The 18026-nt window shown below is 72.6% G+C and carries 18 protein-coding genes; 16 read left to right on the top strand and 2 right to left on the bottom strand.

Features of this window, described 5'->3' with window-relative positions; translation table 11 throughout:
• Window positions 1–37 precede the first annotated feature (37 nt).
• A complete protein-coding gene (locus ACPOLB_RS12990) occupies window positions 38–673 on the bottom strand; it encodes a hypothetical protein (protein ID WP_425261787.1) in 636 nt (211 codons plus the stop codon).
• A gap of 152 nt (window positions 674–825) precedes the next feature.
• Between ACPOLB_RS12990 and ACPOLB_RS12985 the strand changes: the two genes are divergently transcribed.
• Genes ACPOLB_RS12985 through ACPOLB_RS12960 form a run of 6 tightly spaced genes read left to right on the top strand, consistent with a single transcriptional unit; the run spans window position 826 to window position 8203 of the window.
• Complete coding sequence (locus tag ACPOLB_RS12985) at window positions 826–2436, top strand: carboxyl transferase domain-containing protein (RefSeq protein WP_425261786.1); 1611 nt, start codon at window positions 826–828, stop codon at window positions 2434–2436.
• Window positions 2437–2446: 10 nt separating this feature from the next.
• Window positions 2447–3580 (top strand): acyl-CoA dehydrogenase family protein, encoded by a 1134-nt coding sequence (locus tag ACPOLB_RS12980; protein ID WP_425261785.1) that lies wholly within the window; start codon window positions 2447–2449, stop codon window positions 3578–3580.
• 23 nt (window positions 3581–3603) lie between these two features.
• Entirely contained in the window at window positions 3604–4386 is a 783-nt protein-coding gene (locus tag ACPOLB_RS12975) for an enoyl-CoA hydratase/isomerase family protein (RefSeq protein ID WP_425261784.1), read from the top strand.
• The gene (locus tag ACPOLB_RS12970) at window positions 4383–4991 is read left to right on the top strand and encodes a DUF4126 domain-containing protein (protein ID WP_425261783.1); all 609 of its coding nucleotides are present in this window, start codon (window positions 4383–4385) and stop codon (window positions 4989–4991) included. The genes ACPOLB_RS12975 and ACPOLB_RS12970 overlap by 4 nt, the downstream gene beginning before the upstream one ends.
• Window positions 4988–6175, top strand: a complete 1188-nt coding sequence (locus ACPOLB_RS12965) for a dienelactone hydrolase family protein (RefSeq protein ID WP_425261782.1) — start codon at window positions 4988–4990, stop codon at window positions 6173–6175. Before ACPOLB_RS12970 ends, ACPOLB_RS12965 begins: the two co-directional genes overlap by 4 nt.
• Window positions 6176–6193: 18 nt before the next feature.
• Window positions 6194–8203: an acetyl/propionyl/methylcrotonyl-CoA carboxylase subunit alpha gene (locus ACPOLB_RS12960; protein WP_425261781.1), complete on the top strand. Its 2010-nt coding sequence runs from the start codon at window positions 6194–6196 to the stop codon at window positions 8201–8203.
• A 19-nt stretch (window positions 8204–8222) separates the two neighbouring features.
• Here ACPOLB_RS12960 and ACPOLB_RS12955 read toward each other — a convergent pair whose 3' ends face one another.
• A complete protein-coding gene (locus tag ACPOLB_RS12955; RefSeq protein ID WP_425261780.1) occupies window positions 8223–8648 on the bottom strand; it encodes a hypothetical protein in 426 nt (141 codons plus the stop codon).
• 81 nt (window positions 8649–8729) lie between these two features.
• Here ACPOLB_RS12955 and ACPOLB_RS12950 point away from each other — a divergent pair, with 81 nt between their 5' ends.
• The 10 genes from ACPOLB_RS12950 (at window position 8730) to ACPOLB_RS12905 (ending at window position 18023) form a co-directional block, all read left to right on the top strand.
• Window positions 8730–9659 carry a hydroxymethylglutaryl-CoA lyase gene (locus ACPOLB_RS12950; RefSeq protein ID WP_425261779.1) on the top strand — a complete coding sequence of 310 codons (930 nt, stop codon included), beginning with the start codon at window positions 8730–8732 and terminating at the stop codon, window positions 9657–9659.
• Window positions 9656–10156, top strand: coding sequence for a YbaK/EbsC family protein (locus ACPOLB_RS12945; RefSeq protein ID WP_425261778.1), 501 nt, complete (start codon window positions 9656–9658; stop codon window positions 10154–10156). The genes ACPOLB_RS12950 and ACPOLB_RS12945 overlap by 4 nt, the downstream gene beginning before the upstream one ends.
• A complete protein-coding gene (locus tag ACPOLB_RS12940) occupies window positions 10153–10377 on the top strand; it encodes a DUF1289 domain-containing protein (RefSeq protein ID WP_425261777.1) in 225 nt (74 codons plus the stop codon). The genes ACPOLB_RS12945 and ACPOLB_RS12940 overlap by 4 nt, the downstream gene beginning before the upstream one ends.
• Window positions 10374–11042, top strand: coding sequence for a 2-hydroxychromene-2-carboxylate isomerase (locus tag ACPOLB_RS12935; protein ID WP_425261776.1), 669 nt, complete (start codon window positions 10374–10376; stop codon window positions 11040–11042). Before ACPOLB_RS12940 ends, ACPOLB_RS12935 begins: the two co-directional genes overlap by 4 nt.
• A 102-nt stretch (window positions 11043–11144) precedes the next feature.
• Window positions 11145–11453, top strand: coding sequence for a DUF485 domain-containing protein (locus ACPOLB_RS12930; protein ID WP_425261775.1), 309 nt, complete (start codon window positions 11145–11147; stop codon window positions 11451–11453).
• Entirely contained in the window at window positions 11450–13189 is a 1740-nt protein-coding gene (locus tag ACPOLB_RS12925; protein ID WP_425261774.1) for a cation acetate symporter, read from the top strand. Before ACPOLB_RS12930 ends, ACPOLB_RS12925 begins: the two co-directional genes overlap by 4 nt.
• A gap of 32 nt (window positions 13190–13221) precedes the next feature.
• Window positions 13222–14652 carry a putative nucleotidyltransferase substrate binding domain-containing protein gene (locus tag ACPOLB_RS12920; protein WP_425261773.1) on the top strand — a complete coding sequence of 477 codons (1431 nt, stop codon included), beginning with the start codon at window positions 13222–13224 and terminating at the stop codon, window positions 14650–14652.
• Window positions 14653–14680: 28 nt separating this feature from the next.
• Window positions 14681–14878, top strand: a complete 198-nt coding sequence (locus ACPOLB_RS12915) for a hypothetical protein (protein WP_425261772.1) — start codon at window positions 14681–14683, stop codon at window positions 14876–14878.
• Window positions 14879–14892: 14 nt separating this feature from the next.
• On the top strand, window positions 14893–17658 hold the full coding sequence (locus ACPOLB_RS12910) for an ATP-binding protein (RefSeq protein ID WP_425261771.1): 2766 nt from the start codon (window positions 14893–14895) through the stop codon (window positions 17656–17658).
• On the top strand, window positions 17640–18023 hold the full coding sequence (locus ACPOLB_RS12905; RefSeq protein ID WP_425261770.1) for a response regulator transcription factor: 384 nt from the start codon (window positions 17640–17642) through the stop codon (window positions 18021–18023). The genes ACPOLB_RS12910 and ACPOLB_RS12905 overlap by 19 nt, the downstream gene beginning before the upstream one ends.
• Window positions 18024–18026: the final 3 nt, after the last annotated feature.

Raw genomic sequence — 18026 nt, 5'->3', positions numbered from 1 at the left:
GGAGCCGGATCCGCGTCGGTGTGTCTCGCGCGCGGGCTCAGGCCGGCGGCTGCGGCGGCTTGGGCAGGTACAGCCGGTCGGTGTAGGTGGCCAGCCACTCGGGCCGGAAGGCCACGAAGATGGCCACCAGCATGCCGCTGATCCAGGCGTCGCCCCAGGCGGCGAGCCAGCGGCCCAGCACCACGTCGTCGGCGGCCAGGCCGTGCGGCAGCGGGAACCACCAGGCCGCCAGCGCGCCGGCGGCAGCGCCGGCCAGCGCGGTGCCGAAGAAGCCGCGGCCCAGGATGTAGACGAACAGGTGGTGCGGCAGCCAGCGCCGCAGCGCCGCGCCGATGCCCAGCGCCAGCGTCGCCGGCACCAGGCCGAGCCAGACGCCGCGGTGCAGCGCCTCGGCGGCGTCGAGGTCGCCGATCCACCAGGTCAGCAGCGCGGTCGGCAGCAGCGCCAGCACCGCCAGCGGCCAGCCCGCCATCAGCATCAGCAGGCAGGCACCCGACAAGGGCTGCGCCACCGGCATCGCGACGAAACGGTCCGCGGCCCAGAACGCCGGCAGCAGCAGCCACCAGGCCAGCCAGGGCCAGGGCGGGCCGCCGGCGCCGACCGCGCGCCAGGGCCGCAGCGCCAGCGCAGTGGCGAGTGCGGCGCAGGCGAGCAGGGCGTCGAGCCAGATCATGCGCGGGGATGTTAGGGCAGGGCCGATGGACGCCGGGCGGGGCCGGACTTATCGTCGTTCGCCCCGATGGCCGGATGCCCGCGGGTGCCTACAATTGACGTTAACGTAAACGTCAATCAACCGCCGGGCGGCTGCCGGGCGCAGGAGACACGATGCCCGTCCTCACGTCCCAGCTGAACCCGCGCTCCGACGAGTTCCAGGCCAGCGCGCTGCTGATGCGGCAGCTGGTCGGCGACCTCAACGCCCGGCTGGCGCAGATCGGCGAAGGCGGCGGCGAGGCGGCGCGCGCCAAGCACGTGGCGCGCGGCAAGCTGCTGCCGCGCGAGCGCGTGGAGATGCTGCTCGACCCGGACACGCCGTTCCTGGAGATCGGCGCGCTGGCGGCGCTGGACATGTACGACAACGCCGCGCCCGGCGCCGGCATGATCGCCGGCATCGGCCGCGTCAGCGGCGTCGAGTGCCTGATCGTCTGCAACGACGCCACCGTCAAGGGCGGCACCTACTATCCCGTCACGGTGAAGAAGCACCTGCGCGCGCAGGAGATCGCGCGCGAGAACCGCCTGCCCTGCATCTACCTCGTCGACAGCGGCGGCGCCAACCTGCCGAACCAGGACGAGGTCTTCCCCGACCGCGAGCACTTCGGCCGCATCTTCTACAACCAGGCCAACATGAGCGCCCAGGGCATCCCGCAGATCGCGGTGGTGATGGGCAGCTGCACCGCCGGCGGCGCCTACGTGCCGGCGATGAGCGACGAGACCATCATCGTGAAGAACCAGGGCACGATCTTCCTCGGCGGCCCGCCGCTGGTGAAGGCCGCCATCGGCGAGGTCGTCAGCGCCGAGGACCTGGGCGGCGGCGACGTGCACACGCGCCTGAGCGGCGTGGCCGACCACCTGGCCGACAACGACCTGCACGCGCTGGCCATCGCGCGCGCCAGCGTGGCCCACCTGAACTGGCGCAAGCCGCAGCAGGTGCTGCTGCAACCGCCGCGGCCGCCGCTGTTCGACGCCACCGACCTGCACGGCATCATCCCGACCGACGCGCGCAAGCCCTTCGACGTGCGCGAGATCATCGCCCGCATCGTGGACGCGTCGGAGTTCGACGAGTTCAAGGCGCGCTACGGCACCACGCTGGTCACCGGCTTCGCGCACATCGAAGGCATGCCGGTGGGCCTCATCGCCAACAACGGCGTGCTGTTCAGCGAAAGCGCGATGAAGGCCGCGCACTTCATCGAGCTGTGCTGCCAGCGCCGCGTGCCGCTGGTGTTCCTGCAGAACATCACCGGCTTCATGGTCGGCCGCAAGTACGAGGCCGAGGGCATCGCCAAGCACGGCGCGAAGATGGTGACGGCGGTGGCCACGGCCACGGTGCCCAAGTTCACGGTCATCATCGGCGGCAGCTTCGGCGCCGGCAACTACGGCATGTGCGGCCGCGCCTACAGCCCGCGCTTCCTGTGGATGTGGCCGAACGCGCGCATCAGCGTGATGGGCGGCGAGCAGGCCGCCAGCGTGCTGGCCACCGTCAAGCGCGACGGCATCGAGGCCAAGGGCGGCAGCTGGAGCGCCGAGCAGGAAGCCGCGTTCAAGCAGCCCATCCTCGACCAGTTCGCGCACCAGGCGCACCCGTACTACAGCAGCGCGCGGCTGTGGGACGACGGCGTCATCGATCCCGCCGACACGCGCCGCGTGCTGGCGCTGGGCCTGAGCGCCAGCCTGAACGCACCCATCCCCGAGCGGCCGCAGTTCGGCGTCTTCCGCATGTGAGGCCGGCGCCGTGGACAACGTCTACCTCACCCCCGACCACCAGGTCCTGCAGGAGCAGGTGGCGCGCTTCCTCGCGCGCGAGGTCGAGCCGCACGCGGCGCAATGGGAAGAGACCGGCATGGTGCCGCGCGCGGTGCTGCGCAAGATGGGCGCGGCCGGCCTGCTGGGGCTGATGTACGCGCCCGAGCACGGCGGCGGCGGCGCCGACGCGCTGACGAACCTGGCCTTCGCCGAGGCGCTGAGCCAGAGCACCTGGGGCGGCTTCATCATCACCGTGCTCGTGCACACCGACATGGCGAGCCCGCACCTGCACCACGCCGGCAGCCCGGCGCAGCAGGCGCGCTGGATGCCGGGCATCACCAGCGGCGAGACCATCACCGCGGTCGCCATCACCGAGCCCGGCGCGGGCTCGGACGTGGCCGGCATGCGCAGCCACGCCGTGCGCGACGGCGACGGCTGGGTGCTGAACGGCAGCAAGCTGTTCATCACCAACGGCGTGCACGCCGACCTCTATTTCGTCGCCGCGCGCACCGGCAGCGGCCGCCATGCGATCTCGATCTTCGCGGTCGAGAAAGGCACGCCCGGCTTCACGGTCGGCCGCAGCCTGGACAAGACCGGCTGGCGCAGCAGCGACACGGCCGAGCTGCACTTCGACCACGTGCGCGTGCCCGCCGGCCACCTGCTGGGCGAGGAAGGCCGGGGCTTCTACGCCGTGATGAAGAACTTCCAGACCGAGCGCATCGCACTGGCCGCGATGGCGGTGGGCCACTGCATGCAGGCGCTGCGGCTGACGCTGGAGCACGTGCGCACGCGCCAGGCCTTCGGCGGCCTGCTGTGGGACAAGCAGGTGGTGCGGCAGAAGATCGCGATGCTCGACGCCAAGACCCGCGCCGCGCGCGCCTACACCTGGCACTGCGCGTGGCGCGTGACGCAGGGGCACGATGTGGTGCAGGACGTCTCGCTGCTGAAGGCCTTGACCGGCGAACTCGTCAACGAGGTCACGCAGGGCTGCCAGCAGCTGCACGGCGGCATGGGCTTCATGCGCGGCACGCCGGTGGAACGCCTGTGGCGCGACGGCCGCGTGCTCGGCATCGGCGGCGGCGCCACCGAGGTGATGCTCGACGAAGCCGCCAAGCGTTATTGAGGCCACCGAGCCCGCCACCCACCATGACGACCACCCTCGACATCCGCCGCTCCAGCGCCCACGTGGCCGAGGTCTGGCTCAACCGCCCCGAGGTGCGCAACGCGTTCAACGACGGCGTCATCGCCGAGCTGACCGACGCCTTCCGCACGCTGGGCGCCGACCCGGCGCTGCGCGTCATCGTGCTGGGCGGCCACGGCAAGGCGTTCTGCGCCGGCGCCGACCTGGCGTGGATGCGCGCGATGGCCGGCTACGGCTGGGAAGAGAACCGCGCCGACGCGCAGCGCCTGGCCGACATGCTGTGGACCATCTACAGCTGCCCGCTGCCCGTGGTCGGCCGCATCCACGGCGACTGCTACGCCGGCGGCGTGGGCCTGGCGGCGGTGTGCGACGTGCTGGTGGCGGCCGAAGGCATGCACTTCTGCCTCAGCGAGGCGCGGCTCGGGCTGCTGCCGGCGACCATCGGCCCCTACGTGGTGAAGGCGCTGGGCGCCCAGGCCTCGCGCCGCTACTTCGTCACCGCCGAGCGCTTCAGCGCGCAGCAGGCGCACGCTCTGGGCTTCGTGCACGAAGTGGCGGCGCCCGAGGCACTGGACGCGCAGGTGGCCGCCATCGTCGCCGCGCTGGTGGCCAACGGCCCGGCGGCCGTGAAGGCCTGCAAGGCGCTGGTGCACGACGTGGCCGGCCGCCCGATCGACGCCGCGCTGCGCGACGAGACCGCGCGCCGCATCGCCGACATCCGCGCCAGCGACGAAGGCCGCGAAGGCGTGGCCGCGTTCCTCGGCAAGCGCGAGCCGGGCTGGAAGTGAACACGCTGGACACCACGCAGCTGGTGGCCATCGCCGCGGCGCTGGGCTGGGCCAGCGGGCTGCGGCTGTACGCGGTGGTCTTCCTCACCGGCATGGCCGGCTTCCTCGGCTGGGTGGCGCTGCCCACGGGCCTGCAGGTGCTGCAGCACCCGCTGCTGCTGGTGGCCAGCGGGCTGATGCTGGCCGTGGAGTTCTTCGCCGACAAGCTGCCCGGCGTCGACACGCTGTGGGACACCGTGCACACCGTGCTGCGCATCCCGGCCGGCGCGGCGCTGGCGGCGGGCGTGTTCGGCGGCGACTCCGCCACCTGGGCCACGCTGGCAGCGCTGATGGGCGGCACGCTGGCCGCCGGGGCGCACGCGGCCAAGGCCACGACGCGGGCGGCGGTCAACACCTCGCCCGAGCCCTTCTCCAACATCGGGCTGTCGCTGGCGGGCGATGCCGCGGTGCCGGCGATGCTCTGGCTGTCGTGGACGCATCCCACGGTCTTCTTCGTCGCGCTGGCGCTCGCCGTGCTGCTGGGCCTGGTGCTGATGGTGGTGCTGTGGCGCTTCCTGCGTGCGCTGGTCAGGCGTCTGGCCGGGCGCCAGCCGGAGCCGGCATGAAGGGGGCGGCGGTGCGGGCGCTGGCGACGCTGTGGTGGGTGGTGGGGGTGGCGTGTGGCGCGGCCCTGCCGGGCCCGGCGCCGGCCCAGGTGCTGCCCGAGGCCGAGCCGCTGGCCGCCGACCTGCGCGAGGAGGTCACGCGCCTGTCGGTCACGGTGAAGGACCTCTACGGCCGCAGCGAGACGCGGCAGATTGCGCTGACCAGCTTCCGCCCGGCCGGCGACGGCCCCTTCCCGCTGCTGGTGATGAACCACGGCCGCGCCAGCAGCGACCGCCGCGCCGAACAGGGCCGGCAGCGCTACGACGTGCTGGCACGCTACCTGGTCGCCAAGGGCTTTGCCGTGTTCGTGCCCACGCGCGTGGGCTATGGCGACACGCTGGGGCCGTTCGACCCGGAAGACATGGGCAGCTGCAGCCAGATGCGCCCGCAGGCCGCTGCCGCCGCCGCCGCCGACCAGGTGCTGGCGACCGTGGCGCACGCGAAGGCGCTGCCGTGGGTGGACGCGTCGCGCTGGGTGGTGATGGGCCAGTCGGTCGGCGGGCTGGCGGCGCTGGCGGTCGTCGCGCGCCAGCCCCCGGGGCTGGTGGCGGCCGTCAACTTCGCCGGCGGCGCCGGCGGCAGCCCCGACCTGCGCCCGGGCAACCCCTGCAGCCCGCTGGCGCTGTCGCGCCTGTTCGAGACCCAGGGCGCCACCGCGCCGCTGCCGGTGCTGTGGATCTACTGGCGCAACGACCGCTACTGGGGCGCCGACTGGCCGCGCCGCTGGGCGCAGGCCTGGACCGACGGCGGCGGCCGCCTCGACTTCCACCACCTGCCCGACGCCGGCCGCGATGGCCACGGCGGCCTGCGCACCGCGATGGACCAGTGGGTGCCGCTGGTCGAGACCCACCTGGCCGCCGCCGGCTTCACGCGCAGCGGCCTGGTGCCGCGCCCGCCGGCCAGCGGCCACGCCGCCATCGACGCTATCGAACGCGTGCCGCTGCCGCCCGCGCAGCGCGAACGCCTGTACCGCCGCTTTCTCGCCAGCCCCGCGCCGCGCGCCTTCGCGGTCGGCCCCGACGGCGCCGCCGGCCACGCCAGCGGCGACTGGGCCGCGGGCCGCGCGCTCGGCTTCTGCCAGGCCGCGCGCGGCGCGGCCTGCAAGCTGTATGCGGTCGACGACGACGTGGTCTGGGTGCCCTGAATTCCCGAAGGAACGACGATGTTCAAGAAGATCCTGATTGCCAACCGCGGCGAGATCGCCTGCCGCGTGGCCACCACCGCGCGGCGCCTGGGCGTGCGCACGGTGGCCGTCTACTCCGACGCCGACCGCCATGCGCGCCACGTGCAGCTGTGCGACGAAGCCGTGCACATCGGCGCCGCGCCGCCACGCGAGAGCTACCTGCGCTGGCAGGCCATCATCGAGGCCGCGCTGGCCACCGGCGCGAAGGCGGTGCACCCGGGCTACGGCTTCCTCAGCGAGAACGAGGAGTTCGCGCAGGCCTGCGCCGACGCCGGCCTGGTCTTCATCGGCCCGCCGGCCTCGGCGATTGCGGCGATGGGCAGCAAGAGCGCCGCCAAGGCACTGATGGAGAAGGCCGGCGTGCCGCTGGTGCCGGGCTACCACGGCCGCGACAACGACCCGGCGCTGCTGGCGCGCGAGGCCGAGCGCATCGGCTACCCGGTGCTCATCAAGGCCAGCGCCGGCGGCGGCGGCAAGGGCATGCGGCGCGTGGAGCGCGCCGCCGACTTCGCCGCCGCGCTGGCGAGCTGCCAGCGCGAGGCGCAGGCCAGCTTCGGCGACGCACACGTGCTGGTCGAGCGCTACGTGACGCGGCCGCGGCACATCGAGATCCAGGTCTTCGGCGACAGCCACGGGCAGTGCATCCACCTCTTCGAGCGCGACTGCTCGGTGCAGCGCCGCCACCAGAAGGTGCTGGAGGAAGCCCCGGCGCCCGGCATGACGGCCGCGCGCCGCGCCGAGATGGGGGCCGCCGCCGTGGCCGCCGCGCAGGCCGTGGGCTACGTCGGCGCCGGCACGGTGGAGTTCATCGCCGAGACGCTGGACGATGGCGACCTGCGCTTCTACTTCATGGAGATGAACACGCGGCTGCAGGTCGAGCACCCGGTGACGGAAGCCGTCACCGGCCTGGACCTGGTGGAGTGGCAGCTGCGCGTGGCCGCCGGCGAGCGCCTGCCGAAGCAGCAGCACGAACTGCACCTGCACGGCCACGCGATCGAGGCCCGCATCTGCGCCGAGAACCCCGACGCCGGCTTCCTGCCCGCCACCGGCACGCTGCAGGTGGCACGCTGGCCGCAGCACGTGGCCTTCGAGCGCCACGGCGTGCTGCCGCGCGTCGACAGCGGCTTCGGCGAAGGCGACGCCATCAGCCCGTACTACGACTCGATGGTGGCCAAGCTCATCGTCTGGGGCGCCGACCGCGCGCAGGCGCTGGCGCGGCTGGACGCGGCGCTGCGGGACACCCATCTGATGGGCCTGCACACCAACGTCGCCTTCCTGCGCCGGGTCGTGAACACGCAGGCCTTCGCCACCGCCGACCTGGACACGGCGCTGATCGAGCGCGAGCACGCGGCGTTGTTCGAGGCGCCGCCGCTGGCCGCCGAGTGGGCCGCGGCCGGCGTCGTGGCGCACGCGCTGGCGCAGGAGGCGGCGCTGGAGGGCGCCGACCCCTGGTCGCGCCGCGACGGCTGGCGGCTGCACGGCGGTGCGCAGCGCCGCTTCGAGCTGGAACTGCAGGGCACACGCCAGGTCGTCACCGTGCAGCGCCTGCACGACGGCGACACCGTGCTGTGCCTGGGCGCGCAGCGCTGGCCGTTGCGCGCGCGGGCGCTCGGCGGCGACCGCCACGACGTGCTGCTGGGCACGCAGCGCGCCACGCTGTCGGTGTATGCCGACGGCGAACGGCATGCCGTGTTCGCGCCCTGGGCCAGCGCCGTGGTGACCGAGCTGGACCCGATCGCCCACGCGGCCGACGGTGCCGGCGCAGGCGGCCGCCTGACGGCCCCGATGCCGGGCAAGGTCGTGGCCTTCCTGGCCGCGGCCGGCGACACCGTGCAGCGCGGGCAGGCGCTGGCCGTGATGGAGGCGATGAAGATGGAGCACACGCTGACCGCGCCGCGCGACGGCGTCGTGGCCGAGCTGCTGTACGCCGTGGGCGACCAGGTGGCCGAGGGCGGTGAACTGCTGCGGCTGGCGGAGCCGGCGGCGTGAGGGCGGGGCCGCGGGGCGGCTACAGCCCGATCCAGCGCGCCGGCGACAGGCGGCTGCGCGGCGGCGGATGGCCGGCCACCGGCCGCGCCCGCGGCTTCAGGCGGAAGGCGCTGTCGGCGAAGGCGGGCTGCCCGGTCGCCGGCGGCTGCGCGATCTCGAAGTCGTGCCCGAACAGGCTGCTCAGCGTGTGGCTGAAGCTGCCGGGCGTCTCGGCCGGCGCGCTGCCCGGGCGCGGCGCCGACGCGGCCAGTGCCGCGCGCGTGTGGCGGAAGTGCAGCGCCAGCGAGGCGAGGTCGGTGCCGGGCTGGGCATCGCAGACCAGCAGCACGTCGCGTGCGTACAGGCGTTCGTTCAGCAGGCGCTGCACGTCGATGCCCTGTCCCAGCTCCTTCAGCAGGAGCAGGTGGATGCGGTTGGCGATGCGGAAGAGGCGGCTGGTGTCCATGGCCCCGCCAGTGTCGGCAGTGCGGGCTCCGGTGCCCATCCCCCACAAGCTTGGCCCCATCCCCAGTACAGTGGACACACGATGATCCCCGAACACGTCACCCTCGTCGAAGTCGGCCCGCGCGACGGCCTGCAGAACGAAGCCGCGCCGGTCAGCGCGGCGCAGAAGATCGAACTCGTGCACCGGCTGCAGGCCGCGGGCTGCCGCGAGATCGAGGTCACCAGCTTCGTCAGCCCGAAGTGGGTGCCGCAGATGGCCGACAACGCCGAGGTCATGGCCGGCCTGCGGCGCCGGCCCGGCGTGCGCTACGCGGTGCTCACGCCCAACATGAAGGGGCTGGAAGCGGCGCTGGCGAGCCGGCCCGACGAGATCGTGGTGTTCGCCGCCGCCACCGAGGCCTTCAGCCAGCGCAACATCAACTGCAGCATCGCCGAGAGCATCGACCGCTTCGCGCCCGTGGTGGCCGCGGCGCGTGCTGCCGGCGTGAAGGTGCGCGCCGCGGTCTCGTGCACGGTCGGCTGCCCGTACCAGGGCGCGGTGACGCCCGACGAGGTCGAGCGCGTGGTGCTGCTGCTCCAGGGCATCGGCGTGCAGCACATGGGCATCGCCGACACCATCGGCGTCGGCACGCCGCGCGCGGTGCAGGCGGTGCTGGAACGGGCGCTGAAGCACTTCCCGCTGGCCGAGGTGAGCGGGCATTTCCACGACACCTACGGCCAGGCGCTGGCCAACATCCACGCCGCCCTGCAGCTCGGCGTGCACGTGTTCGACGCCAGCATCGCCGGCCTCGGCGGCTGCCCGTACGCCAAGGGCGCCACCGGCAACGTCGCCACCGAGGACGTGGTCTTCATGCTGCACGGCATGGGCATCGCCACCGGGATCGACCTCGACGCGCTGGTCGATGCCGGCGCCTACATCTCCGGCGTGATCGGCCGGCCCACTGCCTCGCGTGCCGGCCGGGCGCTGCTGGCCAAGCGGGGCGTGGCGGTGCAGGCCGGCGCTGCGGCATGACGGCACCCGCTTCTTCCGCCGAGCGCCCCGAAGGCTTCCAGCGCGTGGCCGCGGCGCTGGCCGCCTGCGGCCACCCGCACGCCCCGCGCTGGCTCGACGTGCCCGCACGCACGGCGCAGGAAGCTGCCGACGTGCTGGGCATCACGGTGGGCCAGGTGGCCAAGAGCGTGATCTTCCGCAGCCGGCACGACGACAGCGCCGTGCTGGTGGTGACGGCCGGCGACCAGCGCGTCGACGAACACCGCGTCGCTGCCCACACCGGCCCGCTGGGCCGCGCCGATGCCGAGTTCGTGAAGGCGCGCACCGGCTTCTCGATCGGCGGCGTCGCGCCGCTGGCGCATGCCACGCCGGTGACGACGCTGATCGACCGCACGCTCTTCCGATTCACCGAGATCTGGGCCGCCGCCGGCCACCCCAACGGCGTGTTCCGGCTCAGCCCGCAGCAATTGCAGCAACTGACCGGCGCGCCGGTCGCCGACGTGGTGCAGCAGCCATGAGCCAGGCCGACTCCTCCGTCGCCAGCCCCTGCACCAGCGTCTGCCGCATGGACGAGGCCAGCGGCCTGTGCGCAGGCTGCCTGCGCAGCATCGACGAGATCACGGTCTGGTCGCTGCTGGACGACACCGAGAAGCGCGCGCTGCTGCAGACCCTGGCCGAGCGCCGCGTGCTGTGGCTGCAGCAGCAGGCGCAGAAGCAGAAGGAACCCCGCGCGCCATGAAGCACATCACCTTCTGGTACGACGCCATCTCGCCGTTCGCCTACCTGGCCTTCGAGCGCCTGCCCGAGGCGCTGGCCGGCTGCAGCGTCGAGGTGAGCTACCGGCCCATCCTGCTGGCCGGGCTGCTGCAGCACTGGGGCCAGAAGGGGCCGGCCGAGATCGAGCCCAAGCGCGCCTGGACCTTCCGCCACGTGCACTGGCTCGCCGCACAGCAGGGCGTGCCGCTGCACACGCCGGCCCAGCACCCGTTCAACCCGCTGGCGCTGCAGCGCCTGGCGCTGGCGGCGGGCCCGAACCGGCGCGTCGTCGAAGCCGTGCTGCGCCATGTGTGGTGCGGCGACGGCGCCGACGCCAACGCGCCCGAGCGCCTGGCCGCGCTGCGCGCGCAGCTCGCGCCGACGCTGGACCCCGACAGCGCGGCGGTGAAGCAGCAGCTGCGCGACGACACCGAGGCCGCGCTGCGGGCCGGCGTCTTCGGCGTGCCCGCCTTCGGCCTGGAGGGCCGCGTCTTCTGGGGCCTGGACGCGCTGCCGATGCTGGCCGCCGCCGTGCGCGGCGACGCCTGGTTCGACGGCCCCGCCTGGGACCGCGAAGGCGCGCCGCGCGCGGGCGTCACGCGCGCGGCCGCGGTGCAGCGCACAGACGGCGGCGCGGGCGCCGCGTAAGGTCCGGTTCAGTTCTCCGTCAGCCCCTGTTGGCCCGGCGTCAGAGCTGGGTCAGTGCCCGGCCCAAAGATGCGGCAGGCCCGACAACAGCACGGAGACACCATGGAAGCCGACCTCGCGACGCGCATCGCGCAACACCCCAAGTACATCGAGCTCAAGGCCAAGCGCACGCGCTTCGGCTGGTGGCTGACGCTGGCGATGATGGTCGTCTACTACGGCTTCGTGCTGCTGGTGGCGTTCAACAAGCCGTTCCTGGCGACGCGCATGGGGGACGGCGTGATGACGCTGGGCATTCCCATCGGCTTCGGCGTCATCGTGTTCACGGTGATCATCACCGCCTACTACGTGCAGCGCGCCAACGGCGAGTTCGACGACCTGGCCGACGCCGTCGCCAAGGCGGTGCTGAAATGAGCCGCCCCGCCTTCAAGCTCGGGGACACCCCGCGCCGGCTGCTGACGCTGGCCACGCTGCTGGGCGTGTCGTTCGCCGCCTGGGCCGCCGGTGCCGACCTCGGCCAGGCCACCAAGCAGGCCACCAACTGGACGGCCATCGGCATGTTCGCGCTGTTCGTCGTGGGCACGCTCTACATCACCAAGTGGGCAGCGGCCAAGACCAAGAGCGCGTCGGACTTCTACACCGCCGGCGGCGGCATCACCGGATTCCAGAACGGCCTGGCGATCGCCGGCGACTACATGTCGGCGGCCTCGTTCCTGGGCATCAGCGCGGCCGTGATGGCCAGCGGCTTCGACGGCCTGATCTACTCGATCGGCTTCCTGGTCGGCTGGCCCGTCATCACCTTCCTGATGGCCGAGCGGCTGCGCAACCTGGGCAAGTTCACCTTCGCCGACGTGGCGGCCTTCCGCTTCGAGCAGAAGCCCATCCGCATCTTCGCGGCCTCGGGCACGCTGGTGGTGGTGGCCTTCTACCTGATCGCGCAGATGGTGGGCGCGGGGCAGCTGATCAAGCTGCTGTTCGGGCTGGAGTACTGGATCGCGGTGGTCATCGTCGGCGCGCTGATGATGGTCTATGTGCTCTTCGGCGGCATGACGGCCACCACCTGGGTGCAGATCATCAAGGCCTGCCTGCTGCTGGGCGGCGCCTCGTTCATGGCTTTCATGGTGATGTGGAACTTCGGCTTCAGCCCCGAGGCCCTGTTCGCGCAGGCGGTGCAGATCAAGGCCGACCTGGCGCTGAAGGACGGCAAGACCGCCGAGGTCGCCAGCAGCATCGGGCAGTCGATCATGGGCCCGGGCAACTTCGTGAAGGACCCCATCAGCGCCATCAGCTTCGGCATGGCACTGATGTTCGGCACCGCCGGCCTGCCGCACATCCTGATGCGCTTCTTCACCGTGCCCAGCGCCAAGGAAGCACGCAAGAGCGTGATGTGGGCCACCGGCTGGATCGGCTACTTCTACCTGCTGACCTTCATCATCGGCTTCGGCGCCATCACCTTCGTGCTGACCAACCCGCAGTTCCTGGACGCCAAGGGCGGCCTGCTGGGCGGCGGCAACATGGCGGCCATCCACCTGGCCAATGCGGTGGGCGGCAACGTGTTCCTGGGCTTCATCTCGGCGGTGGCCTTCGCGACCATCCTCGCGGTGGTGGCCGGCCTCACGCTCAGCGGCGCCAGCGCCGTGTCGCACGACCTGTACGCCACCGTCATCAAGAAGGGCCGTGCCGACAGCGCCTCGGAGCTGAAGGTCTCGCGCTGGACGACCGTGGCGCTGGGCGTCATCGCCGTGGTGCTGGGCATCGCGTTCGAGAAGCAGAACATCGCCTTCATGGTGAGCCTGGCCTTCGCGATCGCGGCCTCGGCCAACTTCCCCGTGCTCTTCATGAGCGTGCTGTGGAAGGACTGCACCACCAAGGGCGCGGTGATCGGCGGCTTCCTGGGCCTGATCTCGTCGGTGGCGCTGACCGTGGTGTCGCCGTCGGTGTGGGAAGCCACGCTCGGCAACCCGAAGGGCTCGGCGCTGTTCCCGTACACCAGCCCGGCGCTGTTCTCGATGACGATCGCCTTCGTCGGCATCTGGCTGTTCTCGGTGCTCGACAAGAGCGCCCGCGCCAAGACCGACCGCGCCGGCTTCCTGGCGCAGCAGGTGCGCAGCGAGACCGGCATCGGCGCCAGCGGCGCCAGCGGCCACTGAAGGCTGCCGGCGTGACGGGCGCGCCACCCGCGATGCCCGATCCCCGGCGGGAGATGCTCTCGCTGGTGACGGCGCGGGTGCGCGACGCCTTCGTGCGCAAGCCCGTCTACGTCGACGGCGCGCTCGATCTGGTGGCGGTGTGCCGCGAACTTGCGGCACGCGGTGCCACCAGCGCCCTGGTGCGCGACGGCACGCGGCTGGGCATCTTCACCACCACCGACCTGCGTGACGCGCTGCTGCGCGACGTGCCGCCCGCGGCGCTGGCGGTGCGCGAGGTGGCGCGCTTCGACATCGTCGAGGTGCAGGCCGACAGCGAGGTCTTCGAGGCGCTGTGGCTGATGGTCAAGCACCGCGTGCACCGCCTCGTGGTGCGCGACGGCGACGCCGTGCTGGGCGTGCTGGGGCAGCTCGACCTGGTCAGCTTCGTCGCCCACCACTCGCACGTGGTGGCGCTGCAGATCGACGAGGCCACGACGCTGGCCGAGCTGCAGCGGGCCGCGGCCAGCACCGACGAAATGGTGGCGCTGCTGCACGGCAGCGGCATCCGCGTCGAGCGCATCGCGCACCTGGTGTGCGAGCTGAACGCGCGGCTGTTCGCCCGCACCTGGGCGCTGCTGGCGCCGCCCGCGCTGGTGCAGGGCAGCTGCCTGCTCGTGATGGGCAGCGAAGGCCGCGGCGAGCAGATCCTGAAGACCGACCAGGACAACGCGCTGCTGCTGCGCGACGGCTTCGACGCGCTCGACGCCGACGCCGTGGCCGCGGTGGCCACGCGCTTCAGTGCCGCACTCGCCGAATTCGGCTACCCGCCGTGCCGCGGTGGCGTGATGCTCAGCAACCCGCCCTGGCGCCAGGAGCTCGCGGCGTTCCGCGAGACGCTGCGCGGCTGGCTGCTGGGCGGCAGCGCCGACGGTCCGATGCAGCTGGCCATCTTCGCCGACGCGGTCGTGGTCGCGGGAGACGCCAGCCTTCTCGTGCAGGCGCGCACGCACCTGGACGACCTGCTGGCCGGCAACGACGTCTACCTGTCGCGCTTCGCGGCGGCGGCCAACCAGTTCCAGGAGCCGGTGCACTGGTTCTCGCGCCTGACCGGACGCGGCCGCCACGACGCCACCGCGCTCGACCTGAAGAAGCTGGGCATCTTCCCCATCGTGCATGGCGTGCGGGCGCTGGCGCTGCAGCACCACGTGCGCGAGCTCGGCACGGCCGCGCGCACCGACCGCCTCGTGGCCGCGGGCCGGCTCGACGCGACGCTCGCGCGCGACCTGCTGGACACACTGCACTTCCTGATGGCGCTGCGGCTGAAGCACCAGCTGGCGCAGCGCGCGGCGGGCCAGGCGCCCGACGACACCGTGCTGCCGGCGGCACTGCCGCTGCTGGAGCGCGAGACGCTGCGCGACGCGCTGGCGCTGGTGCAGCGCTGGCGCAGTTTCCTGGTGCATCATTTCCGCCTCGATGCATCCTGAGCCCGGACCCTCCTGGGCCGCCGGCACCATGCACCGCCACCTGCTGTCGCAGCGCCTGATCGCCTTGTTCGCGCTGGCGCTGCTGCTGTTCAACTTTCCGCTGCTGGCGCTGTGGGACGCCGACGCGCTGGTGTTCGGGCTGCCGCTGTTCCCCACCGCGCTGTTCGGGCTGTGGGCGCTGCTGATCGTGCAGCTGGCGCTGCTGATGGAACGCGCCGCCGACTAGCGCCGCGCACGACCATGCTGTCCACCCCCCTGGTGCTCGGCGCCTCGCTCGCCTACCTGCTGCTGCTGTTCGTGGTGGCCGGCCATGGCGACCGCCGCGCGCGCCAGGGCCGCTCGGTCATCGGCAATGCCTGGATCTACGCGCTGTCGATGGCGGTGTACTGCACCGCCTGGACCTACTTCGGCAGCGTCGGCCGCGCCGCGTCGGGTGGCGTGTGGTTCCTGCCGATCTACCTGGGCCCGATGCTGGCGATGACGCTCGCCTGGCTGGTGCTGCGCAAGATGCTGCGCATCGCGCGCAGCGAGCGCATCACGTCGATCGCCGACTTCATCGCCAGCCGCTACGGCAAGAGCCCGCTGCTGGCCGGGCTGGTGACGCTGATCACGGTGGTCGGCATCGTGCCCTACATCGCGCTGCAGCTGAAGGCCATCGCCAGCGGCTACGCCGTGCTGACCACACCGCTGGGCGCGCCGGCCGCGCCGCGTGCGGCCTGGTGGCAGGACGGCACGCTGCTGGTGGCGCTGGCGCTGGCCGGATTCACGATGGTGTTCGGCACGCGCCACCGCGACAGCAGCGAGCGCCACGAGGGCCTGGTCGCGGCCATCGCCTTCGAGTCGCTGGTGAAGCTGCTGGCCTTCGTGGCCGTGGGCGTGTTCGTGACCTGGGGCCTGTTCGGCGGGCCGGCGGACCTGTTCGGCCAGGCGCTGGCCGTGCCCGAGCTGGCGGCGCTGCTGCGGCTGGAACAGGGCCAGCCCTTCCCGTACGCGCAGTGGTTCGCGCTGACGCTGCTGGCGATGCTGTCGGTGATCTTCCTGCCGCGGCAGTTCCAGGTGATGGTGGTCGAGAACGTGCACGAAGGCCACCTGCGCCGCGCCGCCTGGGTGTTCCCGGCCTACCTGCTGGCCATCAACCTCTTCGTGCTGCCCATCGCGCTGGGCGGCCTGCTGTTCTTCGCCGGGCGCGAGGTCAACGCCGACACCTTCGTGCTCAGCCTGCCGCTGGCCGCGGGGCAGCCGACATTGGCGCTCGTGGCCTTCATCGGCGGGCTCTCGGCGGCCACCGGCATGGTGATCGTGGAGGCCATCGCCGTCTCGACCATGGTCTGCAACGACCTCGTGATGCCGCTGCTGCTGCGCTGGCGGCGCTTCGCGCACCACGGCGACCTGACCGGGCTGCTGCTGGCCATCCGCCGCGCCGCCATCGCGGCCATCCTGGTGCTGGGCTACCTGTACTACCACCTGGCCGGCGAGGCCTATGCGCTGGTCAGCATCGGGCTCATCAGCTTCGCCGCGGTGGCGCAGTTCGCGCCGGCGCTGCTGGGCGGCATGTACTGGAAGGGCGGCACGCGCCACGGCGCGCTGGCCGGGCTGCTGGCCGGCTTCGGGCTGTGGGTGTACACGCTGATGCTGCCGTCGATCGCCAAGTCGGGCTGGTGGCAGACCGACTTCGTCGATGCCGGGCCCTTCGGCATCGCGCTGCTGCGGCCCGAGCAGCTGTTCGGGCTGGCGGCGCTGGACAACCTGACGCACTCGCTGTTCTGGAGCCTGCTGGCCAACGTCGGCCTGTTCGTGGCGGTGTCGCTGGCGCGGCCGCCGGTGGCGCGCGAGGCCAGCCAGGCGCTGGTCTTCGTCGACATCTTCGAGCGCACCGCCAGCACGCGGCCGGTGTTCTGGCGCGGCCGCGCCGAACTCGCGGCGCTGCAGGCGCTGATGGCGCGCTTTCTCGGCGCCGCGCCCGCGCAGGCGGCGCTGGCCGCCTACGCCCGCCGCAGCGGCGCGGCTGGCGTGGCGCAGATCGTGCCCGACGCCGACCTCGTGAACTTCGTCGAGACGCAGCTGGCCGGCGCCATCGGCAGCGCCTCGGCGCGCGTGATGGTGGCCTCGGTGGTGCACGAAGAGGCGCTCGACATGGACGACGTGCTGCGCATCCTCGACGAGGCCCGCCAGCTGCGCAGCCACTCGCAGGAACTGGAGCGCGCCACCGCCGAGCTGCGCGCGGCCAACGAGCGGCTGGAGAGCCTGGACCGGCTGAAGGACGACTTCATGAGCAGCGTCACGCACGAGCTGCGCACGCCGCTGACCTCGATCCGCGCGCTGGCCGAGCTGATGGTCGACGACGCCGAGATGCCGCTCGCGCAGCGCCAGCGCTTCCTGGCCATCGTCGTCGCCGAGACCGAGCGCCTGACGCGGCTGGTGAACCAGGTGCTGGACATGGCGAAGATCGAATCGGGCCACGCCGAATGGCACAACAGCGACGTCGACCTGCCGGCGCTGCTGCAGCAGGCGGCGCAGACGGTGCAGGAACTGCTGCGCGAGCGCGGCGCCACGCTCGAGCTGCAGCTGCCGCCCCGGCCCGTGCCCACGCTGCGCGCCGACGCCGACCGGCTGATGCAGGTGCTGCTGAACCTGCTGTCGAACGCGGCCAAGTTCGTGCCCGCGCCGGGCGGGCGCATCGTGCTGCGGCTGCTGGCGGGCGCCGACGCCGCCACCGTGGAGGTGCAGGACAACGGCCCCGGCGTGCCGGCGGCGCAGCGCGCGCTGGTGTTCGAGAAGTTCCGCCAGGGCGGCGATGCCGACAACCGGCCGCAGGGCACCGGCCTGGGCCTGCCCATCAGCCGCCAGATCGTCGAGCACTTCGGCGGCCGCATGGACTTGCGGCCTGACACCGGTCAAGGTGCGTGTTTTGCGTTCACGCTACCTTGGCGCACACCCACAGGGCCGGCGCGCGACGGCGCAGCAACGGCCCGTGAAGGAGACAAGCCATGCCCAGCCGCATCCTGATCGCGGACGACGAACCGAACATCCTGGTCTCGCTGGAGTACCTGATGCAGCGCGAAGGCCACGAGGTGCACCTGGCGCGCGACGGCCAGGAGGCGCTGGACCTGCTGCACAGCCTGCGGCCCGACCTGCTGCTGCTGGACGTGATGATGCCGAAGAAGAACGGCCACGAGGTCTGCCAGGCGCTGCGCGCCGACGAGGCGCTCAAGGGCACGCTGGTGCTGATGCTCACCGCCAAGGGCCGCGAGACCGACATCGCCAAGGGCCTGGGCGTGGGCGCCGATGCCTACATGACCAAGCCGTTCTCGACCCAGGCGCTGGCGCAGAAGGTGCGCGAGCTGCTGGCCTCGCGGCCGGCGCAGGGCTGAGCG

It is taken from the genome of Rubrivivax soli (genome assembly GCF_049810355.1).
GTDB lineage: Bacteria > Pseudomonadota > Gammaproteobacteria > Burkholderiales > Burkholderiaceae_C > Rubrivivax.
Note: the sequence above shows the minus strand (reverse complement) of the source record. Positions and strands in the feature narration are given on the sequence as shown.

Coding starts and splice junctions, on each gene's coding strand:
- ACPOLB_RS12990 (WP_425261787.1), bottom strand. CDS start 673: ATGATCTGGCTCGACGCCCTGCTCGCCTGCGCCGCACTCGCCACTGCG.
- ACPOLB_RS12985 (WP_425261786.1), top strand. CDS start 826: ATGCCCGTCCTCACGTCCCAGCTGAACCCGCGCTCCGACGAGTTCCAG.
- ACPOLB_RS12975 (WP_425261784.1), top strand. CDS start 3,604: ATGACGACCACCCTCGACATCCGCCGCTCCAGCGCCCACGTGGCCGAG.
- ACPOLB_RS12965 (WP_425261782.1), top strand. CDS start 4,988: ATGAAGGGGGCGGCGGTGCGGGCGCTGGCGACGCTGTGGTGGGTGGTG.
- ACPOLB_RS12960 (WP_425261781.1), top strand. CDS start 6,194: ATGTTCAAGAAGATCCTGATTGCCAACCGCGGCGAGATCGCCTGCCGC.
- ACPOLB_RS12955 (WP_425261780.1), bottom strand. CDS start 8,648: ATGGACACCAGCCGCCTCTTCCGCATCGCCAACCGCATCCACCTGCTC.
- ACPOLB_RS12950 (WP_425261779.1), top strand. CDS start 8,730: ATGATCCCCGAACACGTCACCCTCGTCGAAGTCGGCCCGCGCGACGGC.
- ACPOLB_RS12945 (WP_425261778.1), top strand. CDS start 9,656: ATGACGGCACCCGCTTCTTCCGCCGAGCGCCCCGAAGGCTTCCAGCGC.
- ACPOLB_RS12940 (WP_425261777.1), top strand. CDS start 10,153: ATGAGCCAGGCCGACTCCTCCGTCGCCAGCCCCTGCACCAGCGTCTGC.
- ACPOLB_RS12935 (WP_425261776.1), top strand. CDS start 10,374: ATGAAGCACATCACCTTCTGGTACGACGCCATCTCGCCGTTCGCCTAC.
- ACPOLB_RS12930 (WP_425261775.1), top strand. CDS start 11,145: ATGGAAGCCGACCTCGCGACGCGCATCGCGCAACACCCCAAGTACATC.
- ACPOLB_RS12925 (WP_425261774.1), top strand. CDS start 11,450: ATGAGCCGCCCCGCCTTCAAGCTCGGGGACACCCCGCGCCGGCTGCTG.
- ACPOLB_RS12920 (WP_425261773.1), top strand. CDS start 13,222: ATGCCCGATCCCCGGCGGGAGATGCTCTCGCTGGTGACGGCGCGGGTG.
- ACPOLB_RS12915 (WP_425261772.1), top strand. CDS start 14,681: ATGCACCGCCACCTGCTGTCGCAGCGCCTGATCGCCTTGTTCGCGCTG.
- ACPOLB_RS12910 (WP_425261771.1), top strand. CDS start 14,893: ATGCTGTCCACCCCCCTGGTGCTCGGCGCCTCGCTCGCCTACCTGCTG.
- ACPOLB_RS12905 (WP_425261770.1), top strand. CDS start 17,640: ATGCCCAGCCGCATCCTGATCGCGGACGACGAACCGAACATCCTGGTC.